Annotated in this window: 20 protein-coding genes and 1 tRNA gene; 7 read left to right on the top strand and 14 right to left on the bottom strand. The window is 61.2% G+C overall.

Annotated features, from left to right (window positions below; genetic code table 11):
* From ACE3OA_RS20160 to ACE3OA_RS20150, 3 genes are all read left to right on the top strand, one after another.
* On the top strand, nucleotides 1-412 hold a 412-nt coding region (locus tag ACE3OA_RS20160), incomplete at its 5' end, for an EamA family transporter (protein ID WP_374314164.1).
* A gap of 178 nt (nucleotides 413-590) precedes the next feature.
* On the top strand, nucleotides 591-2105 hold the full coding sequence (locus ACE3OA_RS20155) for an aldehyde dehydrogenase (protein ID WP_374314162.1): 1515 nt from the start codon (nucleotides 591-593) through the stop codon (nucleotides 2103-2105).
* 137 nt (nucleotides 2106-2242) lie between these two features.
* The gene (locus ACE3OA_RS20150; RefSeq protein WP_374314160.1) at nucleotides 2243-3364 is read left to right on the top strand and encodes a trypsin-like peptidase domain-containing protein; all 1122 of its coding nucleotides are present in this window, start codon (nucleotides 2243-2245) and stop codon (nucleotides 3362-3364) included.
* A gap of 7 nt (nucleotides 3365-3371) precedes the next feature.
* Here the strand turns inward: ACE3OA_RS20150 and ACE3OA_RS20145 are convergent, their stop codons facing one another.
* From ACE3OA_RS20145 to ACE3OA_RS20130, 4 genes are all read right to left on the bottom strand, one after another.
* On the bottom strand, nucleotides 3372-3977 hold the full coding sequence (locus ACE3OA_RS20145; protein WP_374314158.1) for a GNAT family N-acetyltransferase: 606 nt from the start codon (nucleotides 3975-3977) through the stop codon (nucleotides 3372-3374).
* 332 nt (nucleotides 3978-4309) lie between these two features.
* Entirely contained in the window at nucleotides 4310-4744 is a 435-nt protein-coding gene (locus tag ACE3OA_RS20140; protein ID WP_374314156.1) for a universal stress protein, read from the bottom strand.
* 30 nt (nucleotides 4745-4774) lie between these two features.
* Entirely contained in the window at nucleotides 4775-5773 is a 999-nt protein-coding gene (locus tag ACE3OA_RS20135; protein ID WP_374314153.1) for an NAD(P)H-dependent glycerol-3-phosphate dehydrogenase, read from the bottom strand.
* Entirely contained in the window at nucleotides 5770-6813 is a 1044-nt protein-coding gene (locus ACE3OA_RS20130; protein WP_374314151.1) for a proline racemase family protein, read from the bottom strand. The genes ACE3OA_RS20135 and ACE3OA_RS20130 overlap by 4 nt, the downstream gene beginning before the upstream one ends.
* Before the next feature lie 92 nt (nucleotides 6814-6905).
* On the opposite strand from ACE3OA_RS20130, the gene ACE3OA_RS20125 reads away from it, so the two are divergent.
* Nucleotides 6906-7925, top strand: a complete 1020-nt coding sequence (locus tag ACE3OA_RS20125) for an ABC transporter substrate-binding protein (protein ID WP_374314149.1) — start codon at nucleotides 6906-6908, stop codon at nucleotides 7923-7925.
* A gap of 9 nt (nucleotides 7926-7934) precedes the next feature.
* Here the strand turns inward: ACE3OA_RS20125 and ACE3OA_RS20120 are convergent, their stop codons facing one another.
* The 4 genes from ACE3OA_RS20120 to ACE3OA_RS20105 form a co-directional block, all read right to left on the bottom strand.
* Nucleotides 7935-8393 carry a hypothetical protein gene (locus tag ACE3OA_RS20120; protein ID WP_374314147.1) on the bottom strand — a complete coding sequence of 153 codons (459 nt, stop codon included), beginning with the start codon at nucleotides 8391-8393 and terminating at the stop codon, nucleotides 7935-7937.
* Between the two features lie 162 nt (nucleotides 8394-8555).
* A complete protein-coding gene (locus ACE3OA_RS20115; RefSeq protein ID WP_374314145.1) occupies nucleotides 8556-9689 on the bottom strand; it encodes an ABC transporter permease in 1134 nt (377 codons plus the stop codon).
* Nucleotides 9686-10633: an ABC transporter ATP-binding protein gene (locus tag ACE3OA_RS20110; RefSeq protein WP_374314143.1), complete on the bottom strand. Its 948-nt coding sequence runs from the start codon at nucleotides 10631-10633 to the stop codon at nucleotides 9686-9688. Before ACE3OA_RS20110 ends, ACE3OA_RS20115 begins: the two co-directional genes overlap by 4 nt.
* Nucleotides 10630-11601: an HlyD family secretion protein gene (locus ACE3OA_RS20105; protein ID WP_374314141.1), complete on the bottom strand. Its 972-nt coding sequence runs from the start codon at nucleotides 11599-11601 to the stop codon at nucleotides 10630-10632. The genes ACE3OA_RS20110 and ACE3OA_RS20105 overlap by 4 nt, the downstream gene beginning before the upstream one ends.
* Nucleotides 11602-11729: 128 nt before the next feature.
* Here ACE3OA_RS20105 and ACE3OA_RS20100 point away from each other — a divergent pair, with 128 nt between their 5' ends.
* Nucleotides 11730-12443 carry a GNAT family N-acetyltransferase gene (locus ACE3OA_RS20100; protein WP_374314139.1) on the top strand — a complete coding sequence of 238 codons (714 nt, stop codon included), beginning with the start codon at nucleotides 11730-11732 and terminating at the stop codon, nucleotides 12441-12443.
* Nucleotide 12444: 1 nt separating this feature from the next.
* Here ACE3OA_RS20100 and ACE3OA_RS20095 read toward each other — a convergent pair whose 3' ends face one another.
* Nucleotides 12445-12975 (bottom strand): flavin reductase family protein, encoded by a 531-nt coding sequence (locus ACE3OA_RS20095; protein ID WP_374314136.1) that lies wholly within the window; start codon nucleotides 12973-12975, stop codon nucleotides 12445-12447.
* Between the two features lie 97 nt (nucleotides 12976-13072).
* Nucleotides 13073-13678: a glutathione transferase GstA gene (gstA, locus tag ACE3OA_RS20090; RefSeq protein ID WP_374314134.1), complete on the bottom strand. Its 606-nt coding sequence runs from the start codon at nucleotides 13676-13678 to the stop codon at nucleotides 13073-13075.
* 115 nt (nucleotides 13679-13793) lie between these two features.
* Between gstA and ACE3OA_RS20085 the strand changes: the two genes are divergently transcribed.
* The gene (locus tag ACE3OA_RS20085; protein ID WP_374314132.1) at nucleotides 13794-14264 is read left to right on the top strand and encodes a MarR family winged helix-turn-helix transcriptional regulator; all 471 of its coding nucleotides are present in this window, start codon (nucleotides 13794-13796) and stop codon (nucleotides 14262-14264) included.
* A gap of 77 nt (nucleotides 14265-14341) precedes the next feature.
* Nucleotides 14342-14418: transfer RNA gene (locus tag ACE3OA_RS20080), tRNA-Arg, on the top strand.
* Between the two features lie 371 nt (nucleotides 14419-14789).
* Here ACE3OA_RS20080 and ACE3OA_RS20075 read toward each other — a convergent pair.
* Genes ACE3OA_RS20075 through ACE3OA_RS20060 form a run of 4 tightly spaced genes read right to left on the bottom strand, consistent with a single transcriptional unit; the run spans nucleotide 14790 to nucleotide 20121 of the window.
* Complete coding sequence (locus tag ACE3OA_RS20075) at nucleotides 14790-16292, bottom strand: TniQ family protein (RefSeq protein WP_374314130.1); 1503 nt, start codon at nucleotides 16290-16292, stop codon at nucleotides 14790-14792.
* A gap of 39 nt (nucleotides 16293-16331) precedes the next feature.
* The gene (locus ACE3OA_RS20070) at nucleotides 16332-17288 is read right to left on the bottom strand and encodes an ATP-binding protein (RefSeq protein WP_374314128.1); all 957 of its coding nucleotides are present in this window, start codon (nucleotides 17286-17288) and stop codon (nucleotides 16332-16334) included.
* Nucleotides 17288-19372, bottom strand: a complete 2085-nt coding sequence (locus ACE3OA_RS20065; RefSeq protein ID WP_374314126.1) for a hypothetical protein — start codon at nucleotides 19370-19372, stop codon at nucleotides 17288-17290. The genes ACE3OA_RS20070 and ACE3OA_RS20065 overlap by 1 nt, the downstream gene beginning before the upstream one ends.
* Nucleotides 19373-19422: 50 nt before the next feature.
* Nucleotides 19423-20121 carry a Tn7 transposase TnsA N-terminal domain-containing protein gene (locus ACE3OA_RS20060; protein WP_374314124.1) on the bottom strand — a complete coding sequence of 233 codons (699 nt, stop codon included), beginning with the start codon at nucleotides 20119-20121 and terminating at the stop codon, nucleotides 19423-19425.
* Nucleotides 20122-20158: the final 37 nt, after the last annotated feature.

Raw genomic sequence — 20158 nt, 5'->3', positions numbered from 1 at the left:
GCTGACCCGCATCGCCGCGCGCTATGACAGCAACGCCACCTCGCTCTTCTACGCCGCTTCGGTCGGCTGCCTTGTCTTGAGCTGCTTCATGCCCTTCATCTGGCAGGCGCCAAGTGCCAAGGAATGGCTGCTGCTGGCGGCCCTCGGCCTTTCCGGCGGCCTTGCCCATACGCTGGTCATTCGCGCCTTCTCCTATGCCTCGGCCTCGATTATCGCGCCCTTCATCTATCTGCAATTGGTCTGGGCGACCGCCATCGGCTATGTCTGGTTCGACATGCTGCCGGCCGTCACCACTTGGATTGGTGGCGCTGTCATTATCGCGACCGGCATCTATACCGCGCACCGCGAACGCATCCGCGCGAAGGAAAGAGCCGCGGCACTGGAAGAAGACGGCCTATCCCCAAAGGGATAGGCATCTCGCCGCAAGTCAGACGCTTTGCCGCATCCTGCGAAACGCGCCACATCTAGCCGCCCAAATAGCGCCGGTGCTATAAGCTTCCCCCGAGCCAAGGCTGCCAAAAACGGTGTCAAGCCGATAGCCATGATGAAGGCCTGAAATGGATCGGGCCCCGAACGGAGGAGATGAGGCCATGAACCTCGAGCAAGCAAAACAACTCGACAAAAAAGCGTTCAAGAAATTCGCCGACAAGCTGAAATTCGAGACGCGCAACTTCATCGACGGCAAGTTCGTCGACGCAAAGAAGGGCCGGAAATTCGAGACCATCAACCCGGCGACCGGTGAAGTCATTACCTCGGTGGCACGCTCGGATGCGTCGGACGTCGATCTCGCGGTGAAGGCCGCCAGGAAGGCGTTCAAATCGGGTGTCTGGTCCAGGATGGCGCCGCGCGACCGCATGACGGTCATCTATAAATTCGGCCAGCTCATCACCGACAATGCGCTGCAATTCGCGCTCCTCGATTCGACCGACATGGGCAAGCCGATCAGCGAAATGCTGAACATCGACATCCCCGGCGCGGCGATGACGTTCCAGTATTTCGGCGAGACGATCGACAAGATCGAAGGCACCGTCACCTCGACGGCACCGACCGAATTTCATTACATCCTGCGACAGCCCTTGGGTGTCATCGGCTGCGTCGTGCCGTGGAACTATCCCCTCATGATGGCCGCCTGGAAGATCGCCCCGGCGCTTGCCGCCGGCAACTCGGTCATCCTGAAACCCGCCGAACAATCGCCGCTCTCCGGCAATCTGCTCGCTAAGCTGTTCATGGAAGCCGGCGGCCCGGCCGGTGTCCTCAACGTCGTGCAGGGCCTCGGCGAAGAAGCCGGCAAGGCGTTGGCGCTTCATATGGATGTCGACAAGATCGGCTTCACCGGCTCGACCGAAGTCGGCAAGCTGATGATGATCTATGCCGGCCAGTCGAACATGAAGCGCGTCACCACGGAATGCGGCGGAAAGACTCCGCAGATCGTGACCAAGGACGCCCCCGACCTCGACACCGCCGCGCAATATGCGGTCAACGGCATCTATGGCAACCAGGGCGAAGTCTGCAATGCCGGCTCGCGCATCCTGGTCGATGCCAAGATCCATGACGATTTCGTGGCGAAGTTCCTGGAAAAGGCCAAGGCCAGTTTCAACCCGGGCGATCCGCTGGACCCGGCCACGACCATGGGCCCGCTGGTGACCAAGGAACAGCAGAAGCGCGTGCTGGGTTACATCGATATCGCCAAGAAGGAAGGCGCCAAGCTCTCCCTCGGCGGCAATGTGCCCAAGGGCCTGGAGAAGGGCTGCTATGTGGCGCCGACCCTCTTTACCGGCGTCGACAACAAGATGCGCATCGCGCGCGAGGAAGTGTTCGGGCCGGTGGGCACCATCCTGCCCTACAAGAAGCTCGACCAGGCCATCGAGATCGCCAATGATTCGATCTATGGCCTCGCTGCCAGCATCTGGACTTCGGACGTCTCTGTGGCCCACAAGGCCGCGCGCGACATCGAAGCCGGCATCGTCTGGGTCAATTGCTTCGACCATGGCGACATGACCTCGATCTGGGGCGGCTTCAAGCAGTCCGGCATGGGCCGCGACAAGTGCCTGGAGACGCTCACCACCGTCACCCAGACCAAATCGGTCTGGATGCATCTCGGCTGATATCGGCCGACACGCAGGCTGGAGACAAGGGCAGCGGATCATTCCGCTGCCCTTTTTCTTTGCAAGCGGGCAAGACTGCACCATAAAATTGTGAGCCGCGCGGGTGGGGTTGCTCGCATTGAAAGAGGGTCGTCAGCTTGTCCCGTATCCTTGCCGCCAGTGCGCTTGTTCTTTCCCTCCTCGCGGCGTTTGCCGCTCCAGCCACAGCCGATTCCGCTTCGCAATGCACCGCGAGCCTCGCTCCCGACGGTAAGCTCCACAGCGGTGCCGATGCGGCGAAGACCGCCGATGCCTGTCTTGCGGCAGCATCGGGCGGCAGCGTGCAGGTCTATTATCTGGCCGGATTGGTGCTGGAGCAGGGGATCGGCAAGCCCAAGGATGTCGCCAAGGCCGAGGATTGGTACCGGAAGGCCGCCAATAAGGGCGAGGTGAAGGCGCAGCTCGCCATGGGACGTCTCGCTGAGGCGCGGGGCAAGAACGACGTGGCGATGGGCTGGTACAGCCGTGCTGCCCTCAAGAATTCCCGCCCCGCCCAGGAAGCGCTCCTGCGCCTGCGCACCGACGATCCTTACGCCATGTGGGACGCGGCGGAATTCGCCATCGCCATCGATGACAGCCTGGGTCGCGAGAGCGACATGATGAAATCGGGCTCCGGCATCATCATCGGCGAGGGCGTGGTGCTCACCAACGAGCATGTTGTGTCGGGCTGTTCCCAGATGGCGGTGGCGCCCGGCCTGCCGGCGCGGGTTCTGGCAACCGATGCGGAGAAGGACCTCGCCGTCATCAAGACGCCCATTCCGCTGGGCGCGCCGGTGCCGCTCAGCGCTGAAAACACGCTGGCGGCCGAGATGGACCTCTATACCGGCGGCTATCCGGGGATCGGCAATGCCGAACCCAATTTCGCTATGACGACCGGCCGGCTCTCCACGCGCAAGATCGACAGCGACGATGCCGCGAATTACTGGCTGCTCAGCAACCAGATCAATCCCGGCAACAGCGGTGGCCCCTTGATGGATGAGTCGGGGCGCGTCGTGGGCGTCGTGTCAGCCGAGCTGCCCGTCACCGGCATCGTCAAGAAATCGGCGCCGAAGAAGGCCAAGGAAGGCATGGCGGTCAGGAGCGAAATCGTTCGCAGTTTCCTGGAGAAGCACAGCATCACCTACAAGATTGCGGCAAAGGGACCGGTCGCCGATGCGGCAGCGGACATGAAGCATCATGCCGCCGCCGTCACGGTGCTGGTCGAATGTTTCGTGAAATAGGTGGGTTTTAGCGCGCGTCGACCTGGAGGAACTCGCCTCGGGCGCCCACCGCGGGTGTGCTGCCGAGTTCCGCCTCGCCCGCGATAACGCGGCCGTGGATGTGGCGGATGTCGCCGCTGATCGTCCCCAGGATGCCGCGCTTCAGCGGGGCTACCTGCAGGCGTTCGGGGCGCTTTTCGCCCGGCATGACGAAGCCGTGCGGCGTCGCCGGCACGAAGCCGAAGCGCTTGTAGTAATCGACATCGCCCACCAGCAGCACCAGATCATGGCCCATCTCGGCGGCGCGTTCGAGGGTGCGGAAGGTGAGGGTGCGGCCGATGCCCTTGCCGGCGAGGCGCGGCGTGATGCCGAGCGGACCCAGGAGCAGGGCCGGATGGTTGGTGGGGCCGACATTGATTGGCCAATAGCGGATGGTGCCGACCACTTCGTCGCCCAGCTGAGCGACGTAAGAGAGTTCGGCCACGGGCTCGACACCCTCTCGGAACAGATAGGAAGCCTTGTCAAACCGCGTCGGCCCGAACACGAAATCGAGCATCTGCTCGACCTCGGCGGTCAACGCGGCGGTTTCAGGCTTGATGGTGAAATTCGCGGCAGCGGTCTTTTGGTCGGCCATCAGGAGATCCTCGTCAGGTAAAGCGGTTCATTTATGTGTGCAGGCCTTGGCATCGGCCTGCTTCCGCTTCGGATCTCCGGGGTGCTTGGCGCACCCCTCATATCCTATGCCTCGAGCGCAGCCGATTCCGACACCAGCCGGGGAAACCCCAGGATGGTGGTCGACGATCGTCGTCGGAGACACAGGGTGGACATGTAAAAGCCTTCCGGCTGTTGCAAGTGGTGGGTTACATAAGACACCTTGCCCCCTGAATCCATAGAAAATTCATGGCGGGCCGATGACATTTGCGTGCGTGGCAAATTTGCCGCGCCGCGGGGTTGGGGCGGCTTCCCCTACCGCACCACGGTGACGGGGCAATGCGCCAAAGTGACGATGTCGGCAGCGACCGAACCCAGCAGCAGGCGCTTGGCGCCGGTGAGGCCCGCCGAGCCGGTGACGATGTGGTGGTAGGAGTTCTTCTCGGCGTAATCGACGATGGTGCTGGCGATGTCATTGCCCGGGGCCCGCACGGCGGCGATGCGGCGCAGGCCCGATTTCAGGGCCTGTTCGACCGCCACCAGCAGGGATTTGTCGATCGGCAGATTGCCGGCAAGGAGGGCGGCGGAATCCCAGATCGTCGGCGTGTCGCCCTCTTTGGCGTCCACAACCGTGATGAAGGAAAGCGGCAAGGCGAGGCGCTGCGCCAGTTCGATGGCATAGGTCACCGTCTTGGTCGCCGGCACCGAGCCATCGGTGGCGCAGAGGATCTTGTCCATGGTCACGGTCATCTTGGGTCCTTTTCCACGCTAACCAACACGCTAACCCTCCCGCTTGAGGGGCCTGGAGAGCAGGGCGTCCACCTCGGCAGCGAGGCTGCTGCCGCCGTGGAGGATGCGGTTCACCGCCTCGGCGATCGGCATCTCGACGCCCAGCCGCTGCGCCAGGGTCACCACCGCCGGGGCCGTGGTCACACCTTCCGCCACGCTGTGCCGCGCCGCCAATATGTCGCTGAGGGCCCTGCCCTGGCCCAGTTCAATACCCAGCGACATGTTGCGCGACTTTGGCGAAGAACAGGTTAATACGAGATCCCCGAGTCCGGCGAGGCCCATCAGCGTCTCCGGCCGGCCGCCCTTGGCGAGCGCCAGGCGGGATACTTCGGCTAGGCCCCTGGTGATGAGGGCGGCCCGCGCGTTGTCGCCGAGTCCCGCACCCATCACCATGCCGCAGGCAATGGCCAGCACGTTCTTGACCGCCCCGGCCACCTCGACCCCCAGCAGGTCGCCGGTGCCATAGGGCCGGAAGGCGCCGTGGCTCAGCGCCAGCATCAGGTCCTCGACCAGCCCTTCATCGGTGCCGGCGACGGCGACCGCGGTAGGGAGACCGCGCGCCACGTCGATGGCGAAACTGGGCCCGGAGAGGGCCGTGACCGAGGCGTCCGGCAGGGCTTCCGCGGCAATTTCATGGAGCAGCAGGCCGCTCGCCTGCTCGATGCCCTTGGCGCAGAGGACGAGGGCGGTGCCACGGCGCCAATGCGGCCCGGCGGCAGCGCAGAAGGCGCGGAAATGCTGGGCCGGCTGCGCATAAAGGATGGCATCGGCCTGCAAAGCGGGGGCGAGGTCGGCCGTCACCAAGATTGCCCCCGGAAGGGCAATGCCGGGCAGGTAATCGGCATTTTCCCCGGACGCGGTAATGGCTGCGGCGAGTTCCTTGCGGCGGGCGTAAAGCGTGGTGCTGCGCCCGGCCCGGCTGGCGATGAGGGCCAGCGCCGTGCCCCAGGCGCCGGCACCGATGACGGAGACGCGGTCGATGCCGGTCATCGCAGCAGGAACCCGCCGGCCAGGGGATCGTCGGGTTCGACGGTGAAGACGGCACTCCCCGTATAATAGGCGCGGCCTGCGACCTCGGCACGGATCGCCGGAAAATCGCCGGCGGTGAGGGTCGCGGCGATCCGGCCTTCAAAGAGGCTGCCGGTCACGCTTTCAAAGCGCCGCCATTCGCCGGCGCCGACGCTGCCGCGGGCGGCCATCAGGGCGAGGCGTGCGGTGACGCCGCTGCCGGTCGGGCTGCGGTCAACCTCGTCGGCGGCAAAGACGCAGACATTGGCGGTGGGTGCGCCGGCCCCGTCGCCGCCATCAGTGAGGATGGTGCCGTAGAGGAAGGCAAGATCGGCATCGTCGGGATGGCTGAGCGGCACCTGCGCCTTCACCGCTGCGGTCACGGCACTGGCTGCTTCCACCAGATCCTTGGTGCGCGAGCGGCGCACGTCGAGGCCGAAAGTGGCCGCCGGCAGGAAGGCGTAGAAGGCGCCGCCATAGCCGATGTCGAGCCGGATCTGCCCCTTGCCGGGCACATCGACGACGCGGTCGAGGGCAAAGGCGAAAGCGGGCACGCTGACGAAGCTGACGCGGCCCTTCTCCGGCCCCGCGGCCGCGACGCCGACCTCGACCAGGCCGCAGGGGCATTGCAGCTTCAGCCGCGCCATGCCGTCGGGCCCGGCCTTGATGAGGCCCTGGTCGAGTGCGTAGCGGCCAAGGGCGATGGTCGCATGCCCGCACATGGTGCTGTAGCCCTCGTTATGAATGAAGAGGACCGCCATGTCGGCGTGCGCGATGTCCGGTTCGACCGGCAACACGCCATACATGTCATAGTGGCCGCGCGGCTCAAACATGATGAGACGGCGGAAGGCGTCGAGATGGTCGCGCGCGAAGCGGCGCTTTTCCAGGATCGTGCGGCCGGGAATTGCCGGATAACCCCTGGTGACGATGCGCACCGGCTCGCCGCCGGTATGCATGTCGATCGTCTCGATCCGCGTCGCGGAATCTGGCCTTTTTCCGCTCTGATCGATGGCTGCGTTCATCGGCGCGACCCTTGTGTTTGCGCAACTTGCCTACCGCCTGTAATCTGCCGGCACCCGATAATCAAGCCTTGCCATTTTCAGTGCCCCCGCCCATGACGCATTCCAGATTTCTGCGGCACCTGCTTTTCCTGCTTTCCCTGCTGTCCTTGCCGTTGGCATCCGGCGCGGCGCCGGCCTGGGCGGAGAACACGCGTACGCCTTTGCAGGTTGCGTTGCCGGACGGCCCGGCGACGCGCTCGGCCGGCTTTCTCATTGCCCAGCAGCGCGGTTATTTCGCCGATGCCGGGCTTGACGTCACGTTCACCAAGCCCGGCTATGGCCGCTCGCCGGTCGAATTGCTGGGCGAGAAGCAGGCCGATCTCGCTGTCGAAATCATGCCGGTGGCGCTCAGCCAGCGCGAGAAGGGCGCCGACCTCGTGCATGTCGCCCAGATCTTCCAGCACGCCACGCTGGCGCTGGTCTGCCGCAACACGATCGACCAGCCGGCGAAGCTTGCCGGTCACAATGTCGGCGTGTGGATGGATGGGTGGGAAAGCTCGTTCTATGCCTGGCTGTCGCGCCTCAGCCTGTCCTATTTCGCGACCGGCGGCGGCGTCACCATAGTGCGCCAGGGCACCGACGCCGATATCTTTCTCGAGAACGAGGTCGATTGCCTGACCACCACGACCTATCGGGCGCCGCTGGTGCTGGCCTCGATGGGCGATGGGCGCAAGAGCCTCATCACCTACCGCTATCAGGACCTCGACCTCGGCATGCTCGAAGACGGGCTTTATGCGCGGGGCGCCGATCTTGCCAATCCGGCGCGGGTTGACCTGTTCAAGCGCTTTCTGGCAGCGGCGGGACGCGGCTGGCAAAGCCTCCATGACGATCCGAGCGAAGCGGAAAGCCTGATCATGGGCTTGCCGGAGAGCAAGGGGCTCGATGAAAAGGCGGTCGGAGAATCGCTGGCGGCGGTATCGGAGGCGGTGGCGCTGGGCAGCGTCGAGATCGGCACGCTCGAGGAAGCAGCCTACGACCGGACGGTCCTGCTGCTGCTGACGGGCGCGCCGGACCCGGGCCTTTCGGCGGCGCCATCGGGCGCGATCAGCGCATTGCTGCGCCAACCGCGCTAGACGCGACCTTCAATCGTTGAACACCGGCAACTCATTGAGCGGCGTCGCCCGGCGATAGCCATGATGGCCGACCGGCGTCTTGGTCGGGGAAACGGTGTAGGCGTAACGCGGATCCCGACCGACATAGAGGAGGATGCATTCGGCACCGGTCAGCGAGTAGCACTGCGTCTTGGCCAAGCCGCCATATAGGGGCGGATTGCAGGAAATGTCCGGGCAAAATAAGTAGAAGGAATTCTGCCCGTCCGGGCTGACGGCGAAGGCGCCGCGCAGATTGGGATAAATCTTGGCCAGATATTGCTGCAGAGCCGCGTCGGTGGATTGGCTGATGACGAGGGGATCCTGTCCCGCCGCCGGTGCCGGGCGCGTCTGGGCGCAGGCCGATATCAGGGCCACGGCGCCGGCCAGCAGGGCCGTCGTGCCATGGCGGCGCAGTTTGGTGAAAAGGGTGGTCTTTCGTGACGCGGTCATTTTCTTTCTCTGCTCCTATTGGAACACCTTCCCCTTCTAGGTAGCGGGATCACCCCCGGATCACAAGTGACGCAGTTCACAGACTGCGCGGCGCGGCAATTGGCCCGCTCTGGCCGCCTGCAGCCGCGAATCCTTCGCAACCGGTCCAGAAAAGGGAGCGCCTCAATCCAGCGTGCGGCGATAACGGATGAGCGCCAGGATCGCTGCCGCGACCAGGAAGGCCAGGATCGGCCACAGATCCGGCCAGATATCGGTCCAGCCGTTTCCTTTCAGCAGGATGCCGCGGACGATGCGCAGGAAATGGGTGAGCGGCAGCGCCTCGCCCAGGATCTGGGCCCAGGCCGGCATGCCGCGGAAGGGGAACATGAAGCCCGAAAGCAGCAGGGATGGCAGGAAAAAGAAGACCGACATCTGCATCGCCTGCAGCTGGTTGGTCGACAGGGTCGAGAAGGTGAAGCCGACGGCGAGATTGGCGGCGATGAAGATGATGGCGGCAAGGCTGAGGAGCGGCAGCGAGCCCACGAGCGGCACGGAAAAGAGATAGCGCGCGGCGACGACGATGATGGCGACCTGGACATAGCCGACGACGATATAGGGCAGGATCTTGCCCAGCATCACCTCCATCGGCTGCACCGGCATGGCGAGCAGGTTTTCCATCGTGCCGCGCTCGCGCTCGCGGGTGACGGCGAGCGAGGTCATCATCACCATGGTCATGGTGAGAACGACGCCCATCAGGCCGGGCACGATGTTGTATTGGGTGATGCCCTCGGCGTTATAGCGCTTGTGCAATTGCACCTCGAAAGGTGCTTCGCCGTTCTGCAGCGCCTGCAGCGGCCCCTTGAGGTCATGGATGAGGGCTGCGCTGTCGAGGCCCTGCAAGGCCGAGAGCGCATTGCCGGTGGCGACGGGATCGGTCGCATCCGCTTCGACCAGCAGGGCGGGTTTGCGCCCGCGCACGATATCCTCGGCAAAGTTCACCGGAATGTGGACGGCGAACTGCACCTCGCCCCGGCGCAGCATGCGGTCGGAGGTCGCGTCATCGACCGGGGCGCTGACGAAGCGGATATAGCCGGTATTCTCCATGGCGCGCAGCAGCGAGCGGGCGAAATTGGAATTTTCCGCCACCACTGCCACCGCCGGCAGGTTCTTGGGGTCGGTGTTGATGGCGTAGCCGAACAGCAGCAGCTGCATCAGCGGCACGCCCATCATCATGCCGAAGGTCAGGCGGTCGCGCCGCATCTGGATGAATTCCTTGGCCAGCACGGCAAAGAAGCGGCGGAAGGAGAAGAGTGTCATGGCGTCCTGTTCCGCGGCTGCGGCGCGCCGTTATTGGCATCGATGTCGGCCATCAGCTGGATGAAGATGTCTTCGAGGCTTGGGCTTGAGCGTTGCCAGCGGAGATCGGCGCGGGCGCGATAGGGCGCGATGCTGCGTTCCAGTGCCGCCGCATCCCGTCCGCAGACGTGGAGCACGCTGCCGAACGCTGCTACCGTGTCGATGCCGGGCAGATGCTGCAATTCGCGCGACAGCAGATGCAGGTCCGGGCCTTCGACCGACCAGGTGTCGAGCGCGTGCGCAGCGATGACGTCCTTGATCGTGCCCTTGGCGATGAGGCGGCCATAGGCGATGTAGAGGATTTCATGGCAGCGCTCGGCCTCGTCCATGTAATGCGTGCTGACCAGGACAGTGAGTCCGGCGCCGGCCAAGGCGTGGATCTGGTCCCAGAAATCGCGCCGCGCCTTGGGATCGACGCCGGCGGTGGGCTCGTCAAGCAGCAGCAGTTCCGGTTCGTGAAGGATGCAGGCGGCGAGCGCCAGGCGCTGCTTCCAGCCGCCCGACAATTGTCCGGCCAGTTGCTTCTGCCTTGCGCCGAGGCCCAGTTGGTCGAGCGCGCGGTCGACCCGCCGCGTCAGATCGCCGAGTCCGTAGACGCGGCCGACGAAATCGAGATTCTCGCGGATGGTGAGATCTTCATAGAGGCTGAACTTCTGCGTCATGTAGCCGGTGCGGCGCTTGATCTCGGCCGATTGGCTGCTGATGTCGAAGCCGAGGCAGCTGCCGGTGCCGGAATCCGGCGTCAGCAACCCGCACAACATGCGCAAGGTGGTGGTCTTGCCACTGCCATTGGGGCCGAGGAAGCCATAGATCTGCCCCTTGCCGACGCGCAAGGACACGTCGTCGACGACACGCTTGCCGCCGAAGGATTTGGTGAGGCCGGAAACGTCGATGACGGCGTTCATGAACCGGCGGCCGCTTTCCGTGCTTCGACGGGCTGGCCGGGATGCCATTGGAAATCAGCCGGTGCGGTCGGGTCCGGCCGCGCTTCAACCAGGAAGACCAGCTTGGCGCGGCTGGTGTCGCTGTAGATCACGGGCGGCGTGTATTCGGCCTTCGATGCGATGAAATCGATGCGGGCGGTGAGTCCCGCGGGGCAACCATCGCAGCTCACCGCCAGTTTCTCGCCGACCCGGTAGGTGCCGATGAGCGGTTCCGGCACATAAAGTTTCAGCTTGATATTGGCCGGCGGCAGCAATTGCAGCACCGCCTGTTCAGCGCCCACTTCCTCGCCCAGGCGGAAATAGACATCCTCGATGCTGCCGGCCGCCGGCGCGATCGCTTTCCTTTCATCCACCGACCATTGCGCCTCGATAATGGCGGCGCGGAAGGCGCTGACGGCGGCTTCCTGTGCCGCAATGCGATCGGTGCGGTCCGGCAGGTTCGCCGCCGCAAGTCGTGCCGTATATTCGGCGATACGGCCGCGATCTTCCAGGATCGAAGCCTCGGCGGCATCGAGATCCTCGATACCGACAACATTGTCCTTCACCAATTCGCGCCGCCTTTTGACGCGCGGTTCCGACAGCATCAGCGAGGCACGGGCCGATTCCAATTGCGCCTGGATGATGGCCAGTTCCTCCGGCCGCTCGCCCAGTTTGAGGTCGGCAAGCTTGCTTTCGGCTTCCTTGAGGTCGGCCTTGGCCTTGTCGAGCCGCGCCTGGGCAGCGGTCGCATCGAGTGCGAACAACTGGGCGCCGGCATCGACATGATCGCCGCGCTTGACGGCAATCTCGGTCAGGCGGCCCGCTTCCGGCAGCGCCATATAGACATAGTCGCCCTCGACATAGCCGAGCAGGCGATCCTCCGGCCCCTTGTCGCAGGCCATGAGCGTCAGGCCGAGGGCCAGGATCAACAGGGGCGAAAAAGGCCGCATGACGGTCTCCGGACCAGTGGCTGGCGCGCAAGATTGAATGCCAAATCGGGATTACTATAAGGTCAACCGGCAAGGACTGGCCAGTGCAGGGCCAGCCGAACGGACAGGTAAATCGTAAGGGGGACAGAGTGACGCAGAATGCTTTGGGCCAGGCGATCGGGTTTCCGGTGCCGAATTGGTCGGCGCGGCCGAAACCGCCGCGGGCTCCCCTGCAGGGTCGCTTTGCGCGCATCGAGATGCTGGATGCGGATGCCCATGCGGCGCAATTGTATGCAGCCAATGCGGCGGATCGAGAGGGGCGCATCTGGACCTATCTGCCCTATGGTCCCTACACGGAAGAAGGCGTCTATCGCGACTGGGTGGCCGGCATGGCGAAGTCGGAAGATCCGCTGTTCCATGCCATCATCGATCAGGCCAGCGGCAAGGCTGTGGGCGTCGCCTCTTACCTGCGCATCGATGCAGCCGTCGGCGTCATCGAAGTGGGGCATATCAATTATGCCCCGGCCCTGCAGCGCACGGCCGCCGCGAGCGAGGCCATGTATCTGCTGATGAAGCGCGTCTTCGACGAGCTCGGCTATCGCCGCTATGAATGGAAATGCGACGCCCTCAACGCGCCCTCGCGGGCGGCGGCGGAACGCCTCGGCTTCACCTATGAGGGGCTCTTCCGCCAGGCCACGATCTATAAGGGCCGCAACCGCGACACCGCCTGGTACGCCATCATCGACAAGGACTGGCCGAAGATCCGCGCCGTCTATGAAGCCTGGCTGTCGCCGGGCAATTTCAACGAGGCCGGCAAGCCCAGGCAGCGCCTTTCAGAGATGATGAGGTCGGCGCGCGCCTAGCTCAAGGCATTTTCGAGCGGATCGTGATGGTCCTGCCGTCGACGGCGAATCTGCCATAGCCCTGATGGTGGATGGTGCGCGGGTTCTTCTGCCGGGGGTCTATCCAGGCCTTCACCACTTCGAGGATGAAGAGGCTGTATTTGTTGGTGAGCCGCGTGTCGACGACCCGGCATTCGAGATTGGCGAAGCATTCGGCGATGAGCGGTGCCGCGACCGCACGCGCCGGTACTTTGGTGAGGCCGACGGTCTTGAACTTGTCGACGTCGCGGCCCGAGGCGTTGCCGATGGCGACGACTTTCTGCGCCAGTTTGACGGCGGGGATGGCGATCACGCATTCCTTGGTGGCACGAAGAGCCGCATAGCTGTGATCGGCGCTGCTGACGATGCAGGCCACCAGCGGCGGCGTAAACTCGACCATCATGTGCCATGACATGGTCATGACATTGTCGCGGCCCTTGCGGGCGGTGGTGAGCAGCACGACGGGGCCGGGTTCCAGCAATTGGTAGACCTTGGACAGGGCCAATTGTTTCACAGGGCCAGATCCTTCATCGCGCGGGCTCCCAGGCTTAACTGCAAGTCACCCGGGCGCCGCGCCATGAGGATGGCAGCGGCGCCGGGGTAAGCCTACATCATACCAGACCTTCGGCCTTCAGGGCCTGCTGTACCTTGGGCCGCTCGGCGACGCGGGCCATGAAGGCCGCCACATTGCCATAGGGGCTGAGGTCGAGGCCGACATATTTGGCCCAGTTGCTCACTGTGAAGAGATAGGCATCGGCCACGGTGAAGGTATCGCCGAGAAGATACTTCTTGCCCGCCAGCTTCTCGTTGAGGAAGGCGTAGCGGTCGGCGAGCTGTGCCTTGGCGAGCGGCTTGTAATCCTCCGGCGTGGTCGGCTTGAACAGCGGGCTGTAGCCCTTGTGGATTTCCGAGGTGATAAAGTTCAGCCATTCCTGCAGCTTGTAGCGCGCCTTGGTGCCGTTGCCGGGGGCCAGGTTGCTGGCCGGGGCGAGGTCGGCGAGGATCTGGGCGATGACCGGCCCTTCGGTGACGATCTCGCCATCGTCCAGCATCAGGGTCGGTACCTGGCCCTTGGGGTTGATGGCCAGAAAATCGGAGCCGTCTTCCAGCTTCTTGGTCTTGGTGTCGACCTTGACCAGTGTGAGGCTGATGCCGGCCTCGAGCGCGGTGATGTGCGGCGAAAGCGAGCAGGCGCCCGGCGAATAATAGAGTTTCATGACGTTTCTCCTGAAATTCCCGGCCGGTAGGGGAGGGAGGGCGGCCGGTGGGTGCTGAGATATATGCAGATGCATATATTGTCAATATCTATGCAAGCGCATATATGCTTACCAAATGGAAACCGCCCGACTGACCGCGCCCGAGGCGCCCCATGACGTGAATATCTGCCCCTTTGTGGCGGCGGCCTGGGCGCGCCTGCTGCAGGTGGCGCCGACTCTGCAGGCCACGGTCGAGGCCGAGCTGAAACGTGCCGACCTGCCGCCCATGCAATGGTATGACGCCCTCTCTGCCCTGGAACGGGCGCCGGAAGAGGGGCTGGCGCCGGGCGAGATCGAGCGGCATCTGCTGCTCACCCAATGCACCACCTCGCGCCTCATCGACCGGCTGGTGGCCGAGGGGCTCGCCACCCGGATCATCCACCCCGACGACCGCCGCCGCCAGATCATCCACCTGGCCCCTGCCGGCCGCGCCCTCATCGCCCGCATGTGGCCGGTCTATGCCAGCGCCGTCGAACGCCATGTCGGGAGGAAGCTCGCCGGCGACGATGCCAAGGCGCTGATCCGCATCCTGGAAAAACTGGCCTGATTCCGGACGGGCCGGGGCGGTTCTGCCGTCAGCTCATTTTGCGTTTGACGGGCAGCATTGCTATAACCGCCCGCGACGTCCCCGTAGCTCAGCAGGATAGAGCGCCGGTTTCCTAAACCGTAGGTCGGAGGTTCGAATCCTCTCGGGGACGCCATTTTTCCTTGCAGCCGGCGTTGTTCTTAAGCACCACTAAGAATCCGAATAGCTCGCCTGAGGCCCGAATGGGCCAAAGGGTGGCAGCGATCATTTAAGATTGATGGTGCCGACCCGCCCTTCTGGCCGATATCAGGCTGTTGGGTCGCCCGATTGCAATGATCGGGAAACAGCACTATCCGAAGGTTCCGGGCATCTCCAGACGCGCCTATGGAGGCGGCGACTGGGGAGTTCTAGGGGTACGGTGCTGCAAAAAAGTTGCAGTACCGTACCCCTAGAATTTCCGTGCCCTTTTATCGCCCGACGCCGAACGTAGGTTCGTCTGAGTGAGTGGCGAAAAAAATTTGTCCACTGTACCTAAACTTCTGAGGGTTAGCGGCAGACCACATCGTTCAATGCCAAAATTGCATCAGCGCGATCAAAAGAAAGTCCCGGAAGGCCCCTCAAAGCACTGTCACGCGGCGACAGTCTTCGGTCGATCATGAGTTGGATTAGATTGGGTAGCGTGATGCCACGCTGCGACGCAAGCCGTCGCAACTGCGGCCAATTCACAATCGAGTCTTGCTTCATCGGTTTATCATGCCGCTGGCTCGCACAATTGATGCTGCATACGAAGTTCTCGACCTTCGAGCGATCTACGATTCGGCTGCGTTTGTCGATTGGCGTCGCATCAACTGCGAAGACCCGGCTGTCGGCAATTTCCTTGATCTGCTTCTTCACGTGTAGGCCTAGCAGTTGACCCATGGTCTTCGCGTTGCAAAAGCGTGCATTCCATTCGCACATCTGCCGAATGTCGACCTCTTTCACAAATTTTTGACGCCCCTTTCTGTGCAAGACGAGTTGTCTTTTGATCTTCCCAAAGCCATACGAGGTAGCGCCGATAGCCGCTCGCGCGTTCTCAAGGCTACATTGTCCCAAATGAATATGTTCTGGCAGATAACCATCGACAGCGATGCCAAACCGCTCGTAGCAATACGGCGTAAGTACGGATCGAATGGTCCTGCCAAAGCTTTGCAAAGGCGCGCGCCTCATCGCTGCGTAGGACGAACCGAAGATGTCCTTGAGATTTGATGCCTCGTACGAGGCATCCTTCGACAGTGAATCCAAAAGCGTTCTGAAAGACTGAGGCCACCCGTTCGCTACTTCATAGCCCTCAGCAATTACATCCGCCGCGTGCGACCAAGTCATCGGCCTCCCGCTTCCCGGCTCGATACCTTTTGCCTCACATGCCATCCTCCCCAGCAGCGAAATGAAACTAACGACTTCCCGCAACGCCATGCCCTTCAGGACCGTCGGGCGACTGCAATCTTGCAACGATCCGTCGAAGATACGGACGAGAAAACTAGTGGCCTCGACTAATTGGCCGTGGCAGCTCCGAGCCTCCATATTCAATAGCTCGGCACCGCATCCGCAGGTCCGAATACCAGGACGAGACCAACGAACGCGCTCAGTACAGTTCGGACATGCTTGGAGAAGTCTGAGTTGGTGCACATGGCACACCTTTACGAAAGCCAGGTTCCAGCACTCTCTATGATACTGGCTTTCGCGCAGGCAGGCAGGGCACCAGCGCATGGAAAAGGTATCGACGTAGTGACGAGGCAGCAGATGATCCCGGATCAAAATAGCCTTCTCGATCCGGGGATAGCACATTTCTGCTAGCCGACTATTGTGCCCGCCCATGGCCGACACTAGCCTCGAAATGTCTCTCCCGGGAACGGAACGAATATCAGCAGGAAGTTCCAACTGTTTCAGGAATGCCGCCACGGTCGGCATGCCGATTGTTCCAGCGTGGCGTTTGATGTAGCCCAGCAAGCTTTCGTCTGAAAATGCCTCTGAGCGGATAGGCAAAATCGTTGGGTCTGTCGACAAGGCCATAATGCCACCCGTGCGCAATTTGACTATTAGCCCCCGATCTCATGCATCATTACCGCCATCGAGCGCGCCCTGGTACTGGGGCGCGCGTTCGGTTCGAAATGGATTCTCCGGTTGGTCGCTCCACATCGACAGCTTTGCATAAGCATCGGACAGGAGAGCCTTGTCGATGTGCGGCTTGTCACTCTTCAGCGCCAACAGCAGGGCCTTCTCAAGGAGCATTTCAAGATGCCCCATGGAACCGCGAGATGCAGCAAAAAGTCGCTGCGGCATATCTCCGTGGAGAAGTTTACTTGTTTCGGAAAAGCCGAGTGCTTGTTCGAATTTCTGGACAACAGTGCAGAAGCGAGTGACTTCCTGCTTTGTCGAGAAAGAAAAGCGTTCGAGGCGAATGATCTCGAAACTCCGCCCACGCAGTTGTTCATTAACCTTCAGGATACCTTCCACACCGCGTGTGCCCGCCAAAACAATGGAAAACAGGCCGCGGTTGAGCAAGTTCTTGAACGCATCACCGGATTCGTAGATGTAGCGATCCTCGCCACGGCTACGATCAATGTAATGTTGGCCTTCATCGAAGATAATGCACTCGACCCCACGCAAAACTGCTTGTGCTTCGAAACGCTGACCAATTGCGTGTGCCGAGCCACGACTGGGCGCCGGATCTCCGATCGCCGAAGCGAGCCGTTCGGGAACATTTTTGCCCTTAACCTTTTCGGGCACGTCGATCTTGACGATCGGCATAGGATCGATGCGAACACCGTTCTTGACAATGGTCGGTCGCGGTTTTGCGGTGACTACTTGATGATACTTACGAAGAACCGCAGTCTTTCCAACGCGCGACGGGCCGACCAATACCATGCAGCGGCTTCCCGAAGCGTGTCGCCCGTATTTATGATGGTCGATTAGAGCGTCCACTGCATCATTTGCTGCGGCGTAAGGAATGAATGTATCCCGGAAGCTGTCCAGTCGTTCCCGAATCTTCTCTGTTGACATAGTCATTAGTAGCTAAACTCCTTATTGAATTCGCTCGAAGTGTCTTCGAGCAGTTGAGAAACTTCAGTGTTGTCGTGAGCAATGGTGGGCGGGGCGAGCTCTACTGCAGTGTCCGAGTTGGGGCGCTTCTTTGCGCGCACGCGAGCGGACGAAAGCCTGTCAGCAGAGGTGTTCTCTTGATCCATCTGGCACTTCGATGAGTTCGACAACATGTAGTCGTCCGAACCAACCTGCTGAGTTGCAATCTTCTCGTACCGAGTGACGTTGACGCCTTCGATCCCTTTCACTCGCTTGCCTCCTTTAGCCTTCTGTCGCGAAAGCTCGATATCTTCTTCGAGTTCGCGTTCAGAACGACAAAGTTCGCGGATGTCAGTTACCTTCGCTTTGCGCGCGGCATTCTTGCGTTTGTGAATGTTGTGGCGATACAGCGTCTGACGGCTGGCATATTCGTAGTCGACCGCAGGAATCGTGTAATAGGTTAGAGTCACCGGATCGAGGATCTCAATCGCGCCCAGGTTTGAAGGATTGAATCGAAGTTGCCACCGCTTGGGTGCGCCGGGTTGCCGAAGTAGCGTCTGCAAAATCTCCGGATCATTGTACTTCAGCGAGTTTACGATCACGCCACTGTTAGAAATCGCCTTCTGATCGAATCCGCCGAGCAGGGGTTTGAGATGCTCCTGGCTCTTGGCCAAACTCGGCGGCGGGAGTTCCTCAGCCGAAATTTTCCAGGCGTTAGCCGGGGTGTCGTTGATCGTCGAATGAACATCTTGGTGATAGATGTCGATAATCCATTTGTGAATCTTCGCAAGCAAATCCTCGATTGTGATGCAGGCATTTGCATCCGAGTTGTATTCGCCCCGGTCTTTGGTATTGGAGAAGGTAGTGCCATCCAAACGATGGATTAGTGCTTCCTGGATAGTACGGAAGAAGCGCTCGACAACGCCCTTATAGTGAGGCTGGCCGCCCGGCATATAGTGAATGTCGATGTTCAGCGTCTCGCAAATACTGGTAATTGCTGCGCTAAGGAAGTCCAGGCCATTGTCGAAAACCAAGCTCTCCGGCAGGCCGTAGCAGAACCACTCGTTCTTGATTTTGGGGTACGCGCTCTTCACGTAGGTCTTAGGAGAGAAAGCGTGATGCAAACAGTGCGCGACCGACATTGAACTCGGGACTTCGAATCCGAGGTAAATGCCGAGAACGGCTCTGGAGCGATGATCGATGGCGACGGTAAGCGTCGGCCGTCCGAGGATAACCCCGGTGTGGTGGCATTTGACGATGATGTCCAGCAGCGTGTGGTCGACCTCAACACGTTCCAAAATTCGGTCAGTTACCACGCCCTTCTTATAGACGCGATACCAAGTATCGGCCTTCTTCCGTCCATGTCGGGCGACGCGGACTTCATAGGGGTCCAGGCTGCCAAGATAGCGCTTGACGGTGGAAAGCGACGGCACGTCGATCTGACGATCGAGCGCGCGCTCATCATTTACCTGGTTTACTTCTGCGACAATGAGCCGATGCAGCTTTTCAGCGCTAAGCCTGGGCATTCGCAGATATTTAGACTTCGTCATATTATTGATGATGACGAAGGTGTCATTGGTGAGTTGTTTGGCGCGCGGACCGCGTTTGTAGGTGCGAGACAGAAGCGCGCGAATATCTCCTTCGGCACGTTCAAAGAGTCCAATCCAATCATAGACAGTGCTGATATGCGGGGCTTTCTGCTCTCCGAGCTTGTCAGCAGTCTCACGGATAATCTCTTTCATTCTCTTGGCGGTGCGCTCCAGGCCAAGCATTTGGCAGGCTACGACGTAAACCTTCCGTCGACGCGCCTCGCGCATCTGTTCCTCTGGGATCACCGAAATATCAGTTACCATCGGGTTGAACTGACCATCCGACGGTTGCACATCGGCATCCGTCAGGAAGTCAATTCGGGCGTTGGAGTAACCATCCAGAAATTCATCGACAGCCATAACCTTCGGTTCGAACGTCTCCGCATTCATCAATGACCAGCCTTTGTTTCCGGCCAGCTTCCGAACACACGTGAATTTCGTACCGTCAATGCGGATATTCTGGTTTGCGCGAAGCTGATACATGCGGGGTGATCCTATATTGAAGAAGCTGTCTGCTAGCGGCGGCCAAGGAGTTAAGATGGTCGGGCGAAGATGCTGCGTGTCGTAAGCGGTATGTCGAGATCAACGCACAAATGCTCAAACAACGTCAGACAGCGAAGGCGCTGGTAGGCGTAACCGACGGTAAGCCCAAAGCGATCCGCAACTTCAAAGGGCGATTTTCCGTCGTAGCCAACGTAGGAGACCGTTTGGATTAGATCATCCGCTGACAATTCCACGTTCTTGTCGCGCAGCAGGAGTGCGGCATTCTTGAGCCGAGAGCCTGCCTCCATTTCGCTCTTTAGAACCATCCGATAGCGGTATCCGTTGCTATCACACCACTCCTCAAAGGCCCGGTGCTTAGCTTGCACATCGTTGTCGTTGGCGTGGTCATCCCCTTTAACCTCGACATACCAACGCTCGCCTCCGCGCGTCACGTAGAAGAAATCCGGAGTGTAGCGGCGCTCAATGCCATCAATGACCAGTTCAACTGTTCTGGGCTGCGATCGGTAAGCCAGAATCGACTGATCAACATCAGAGAGCATGCAGAAGCTCTCTTCGTTGCGATATTCGCAGTCCATGTACCGTTGATTCTTGACGCTGTAGTGGCGACGGCGAACTCGGAACAGTTTGCGCGTATGCACGTCACGAACGGGGTCGGTGAGTTCGGGGTAATCCAATTCAATCGCGGGCCTAGAAAGCCCACTCTTCAGGCGCATACCGTTGAGATTCATGTAGACCTCTATGAACTAGTCGTGAGTGCACGTTCTC

Source organism: Dongia sp. (assembly GCF_041906375.1).
Taxonomy (GTDB): domain Bacteria; phylum Pseudomonadota; class Alphaproteobacteria; order Dongiales; family Dongiaceae; genus Dongia.
Note: the sequence above shows the minus strand (reverse complement) of the source record. Positions and strands in the feature narration are given on the sequence as shown.

Excerpts from the sequence above, each read along its gene's own strand:
- ACE3OA_RS20155 (WP_374314162.1), top strand. The coding sequence starts at position 591 with ATGAACCTCGAGCAAGCAAAACAACTCGACAAAAAAGCGTTCAAGAAA.
- ACE3OA_RS20145 (WP_374314158.1), bottom strand. The coding sequence starts at position 3,977 with ATGGCCGACCAAAAGACCGCTGCCGCGAATTTCACCATCAAGCCTGAA.
- ACE3OA_RS20140 (WP_374314156.1), bottom strand. The coding sequence starts at position 4,744 with ATGACCGTGACCATGGACAAGATCCTCTGCGCCACCGATGGCTCGGTG.
- ACE3OA_RS20135 (WP_374314153.1), bottom strand. The coding sequence starts at position 5,773 with ATGACCGGCATCGACCGCGTCTCCGTCATCGGTGCCGGCGCCTGGGGC.
- ACE3OA_RS20130 (WP_374314151.1), bottom strand. The coding sequence starts at position 6,813 with ATGAACGCAGCCATCGATCAGAGCGGAAAAAGGCCAGATTCCGCGACG.
- ACE3OA_RS20125 (WP_374314149.1), top strand. The coding sequence starts at position 6,906 with ATGACGCATTCCAGATTTCTGCGGCACCTGCTTTTCCTGCTTTCCCTG.
- ACE3OA_RS20120 (WP_374314147.1), bottom strand. The coding sequence starts at position 8,393 with ATGACCGCGTCACGAAAGACCACCCTTTTCACCAAACTGCGCCGCCAT.
- ACE3OA_RS20115 (WP_374314145.1), bottom strand. The coding sequence starts at position 9,689 with ATGACACTCTTCTCCTTCCGCCGCTTCTTTGCCGTGCTGGCCAAGGAA.
- ACE3OA_RS20110 (WP_374314143.1), bottom strand. The coding sequence starts at position 10,633 with ATGAACGCCGTCATCGACGTTTCCGGCCTCACCAAATCCTTCGGCGGC.
- ACE3OA_RS20105 (WP_374314141.1), bottom strand. The coding sequence starts at position 11,601 with ATGCGGCCTTTTTCGCCCCTGTTGATCCTGGCCCTCGGCCTGACGCTC.
- gstA (WP_374314134.1), bottom strand. The coding sequence starts at position 13,678 with ATGAAACTCTATTATTCGCCGGGCGCCTGCTCGCTTTCGCCGCACATC.
- ACE3OA_RS20085 (WP_374314132.1), top strand. The coding sequence starts at position 13,794 with ATGGAAACCGCCCGACTGACCGCGCCCGAGGCGCCCCATGACGTGAAT.
- ACE3OA_RS20075 (WP_374314130.1), bottom strand. The coding sequence starts at position 16,292 with ATGGCCTTGTCGACAGACCCAACGATTTTGCCTATCCGCTCAGAGGCA.
- ACE3OA_RS20070 (WP_374314128.1), bottom strand. The coding sequence starts at position 17,288 with ATGACTATGTCAACAGAGAAGATTCGGGAACGACTGGACAGCTTCCGG.
- ACE3OA_RS20065 (WP_374314126.1), bottom strand. The coding sequence starts at position 19,372 with ATGTATCAGCTTCGCGCAAACCAGAATATCCGCATTGACGGTACGAAA.
- ACE3OA_RS20060 (WP_374314124.1), bottom strand. The coding sequence starts at position 20,121 with ATGAATCTCAACGGTATGCGCCTGAAGAGTGGGCTTTCTAGGCCCGCG.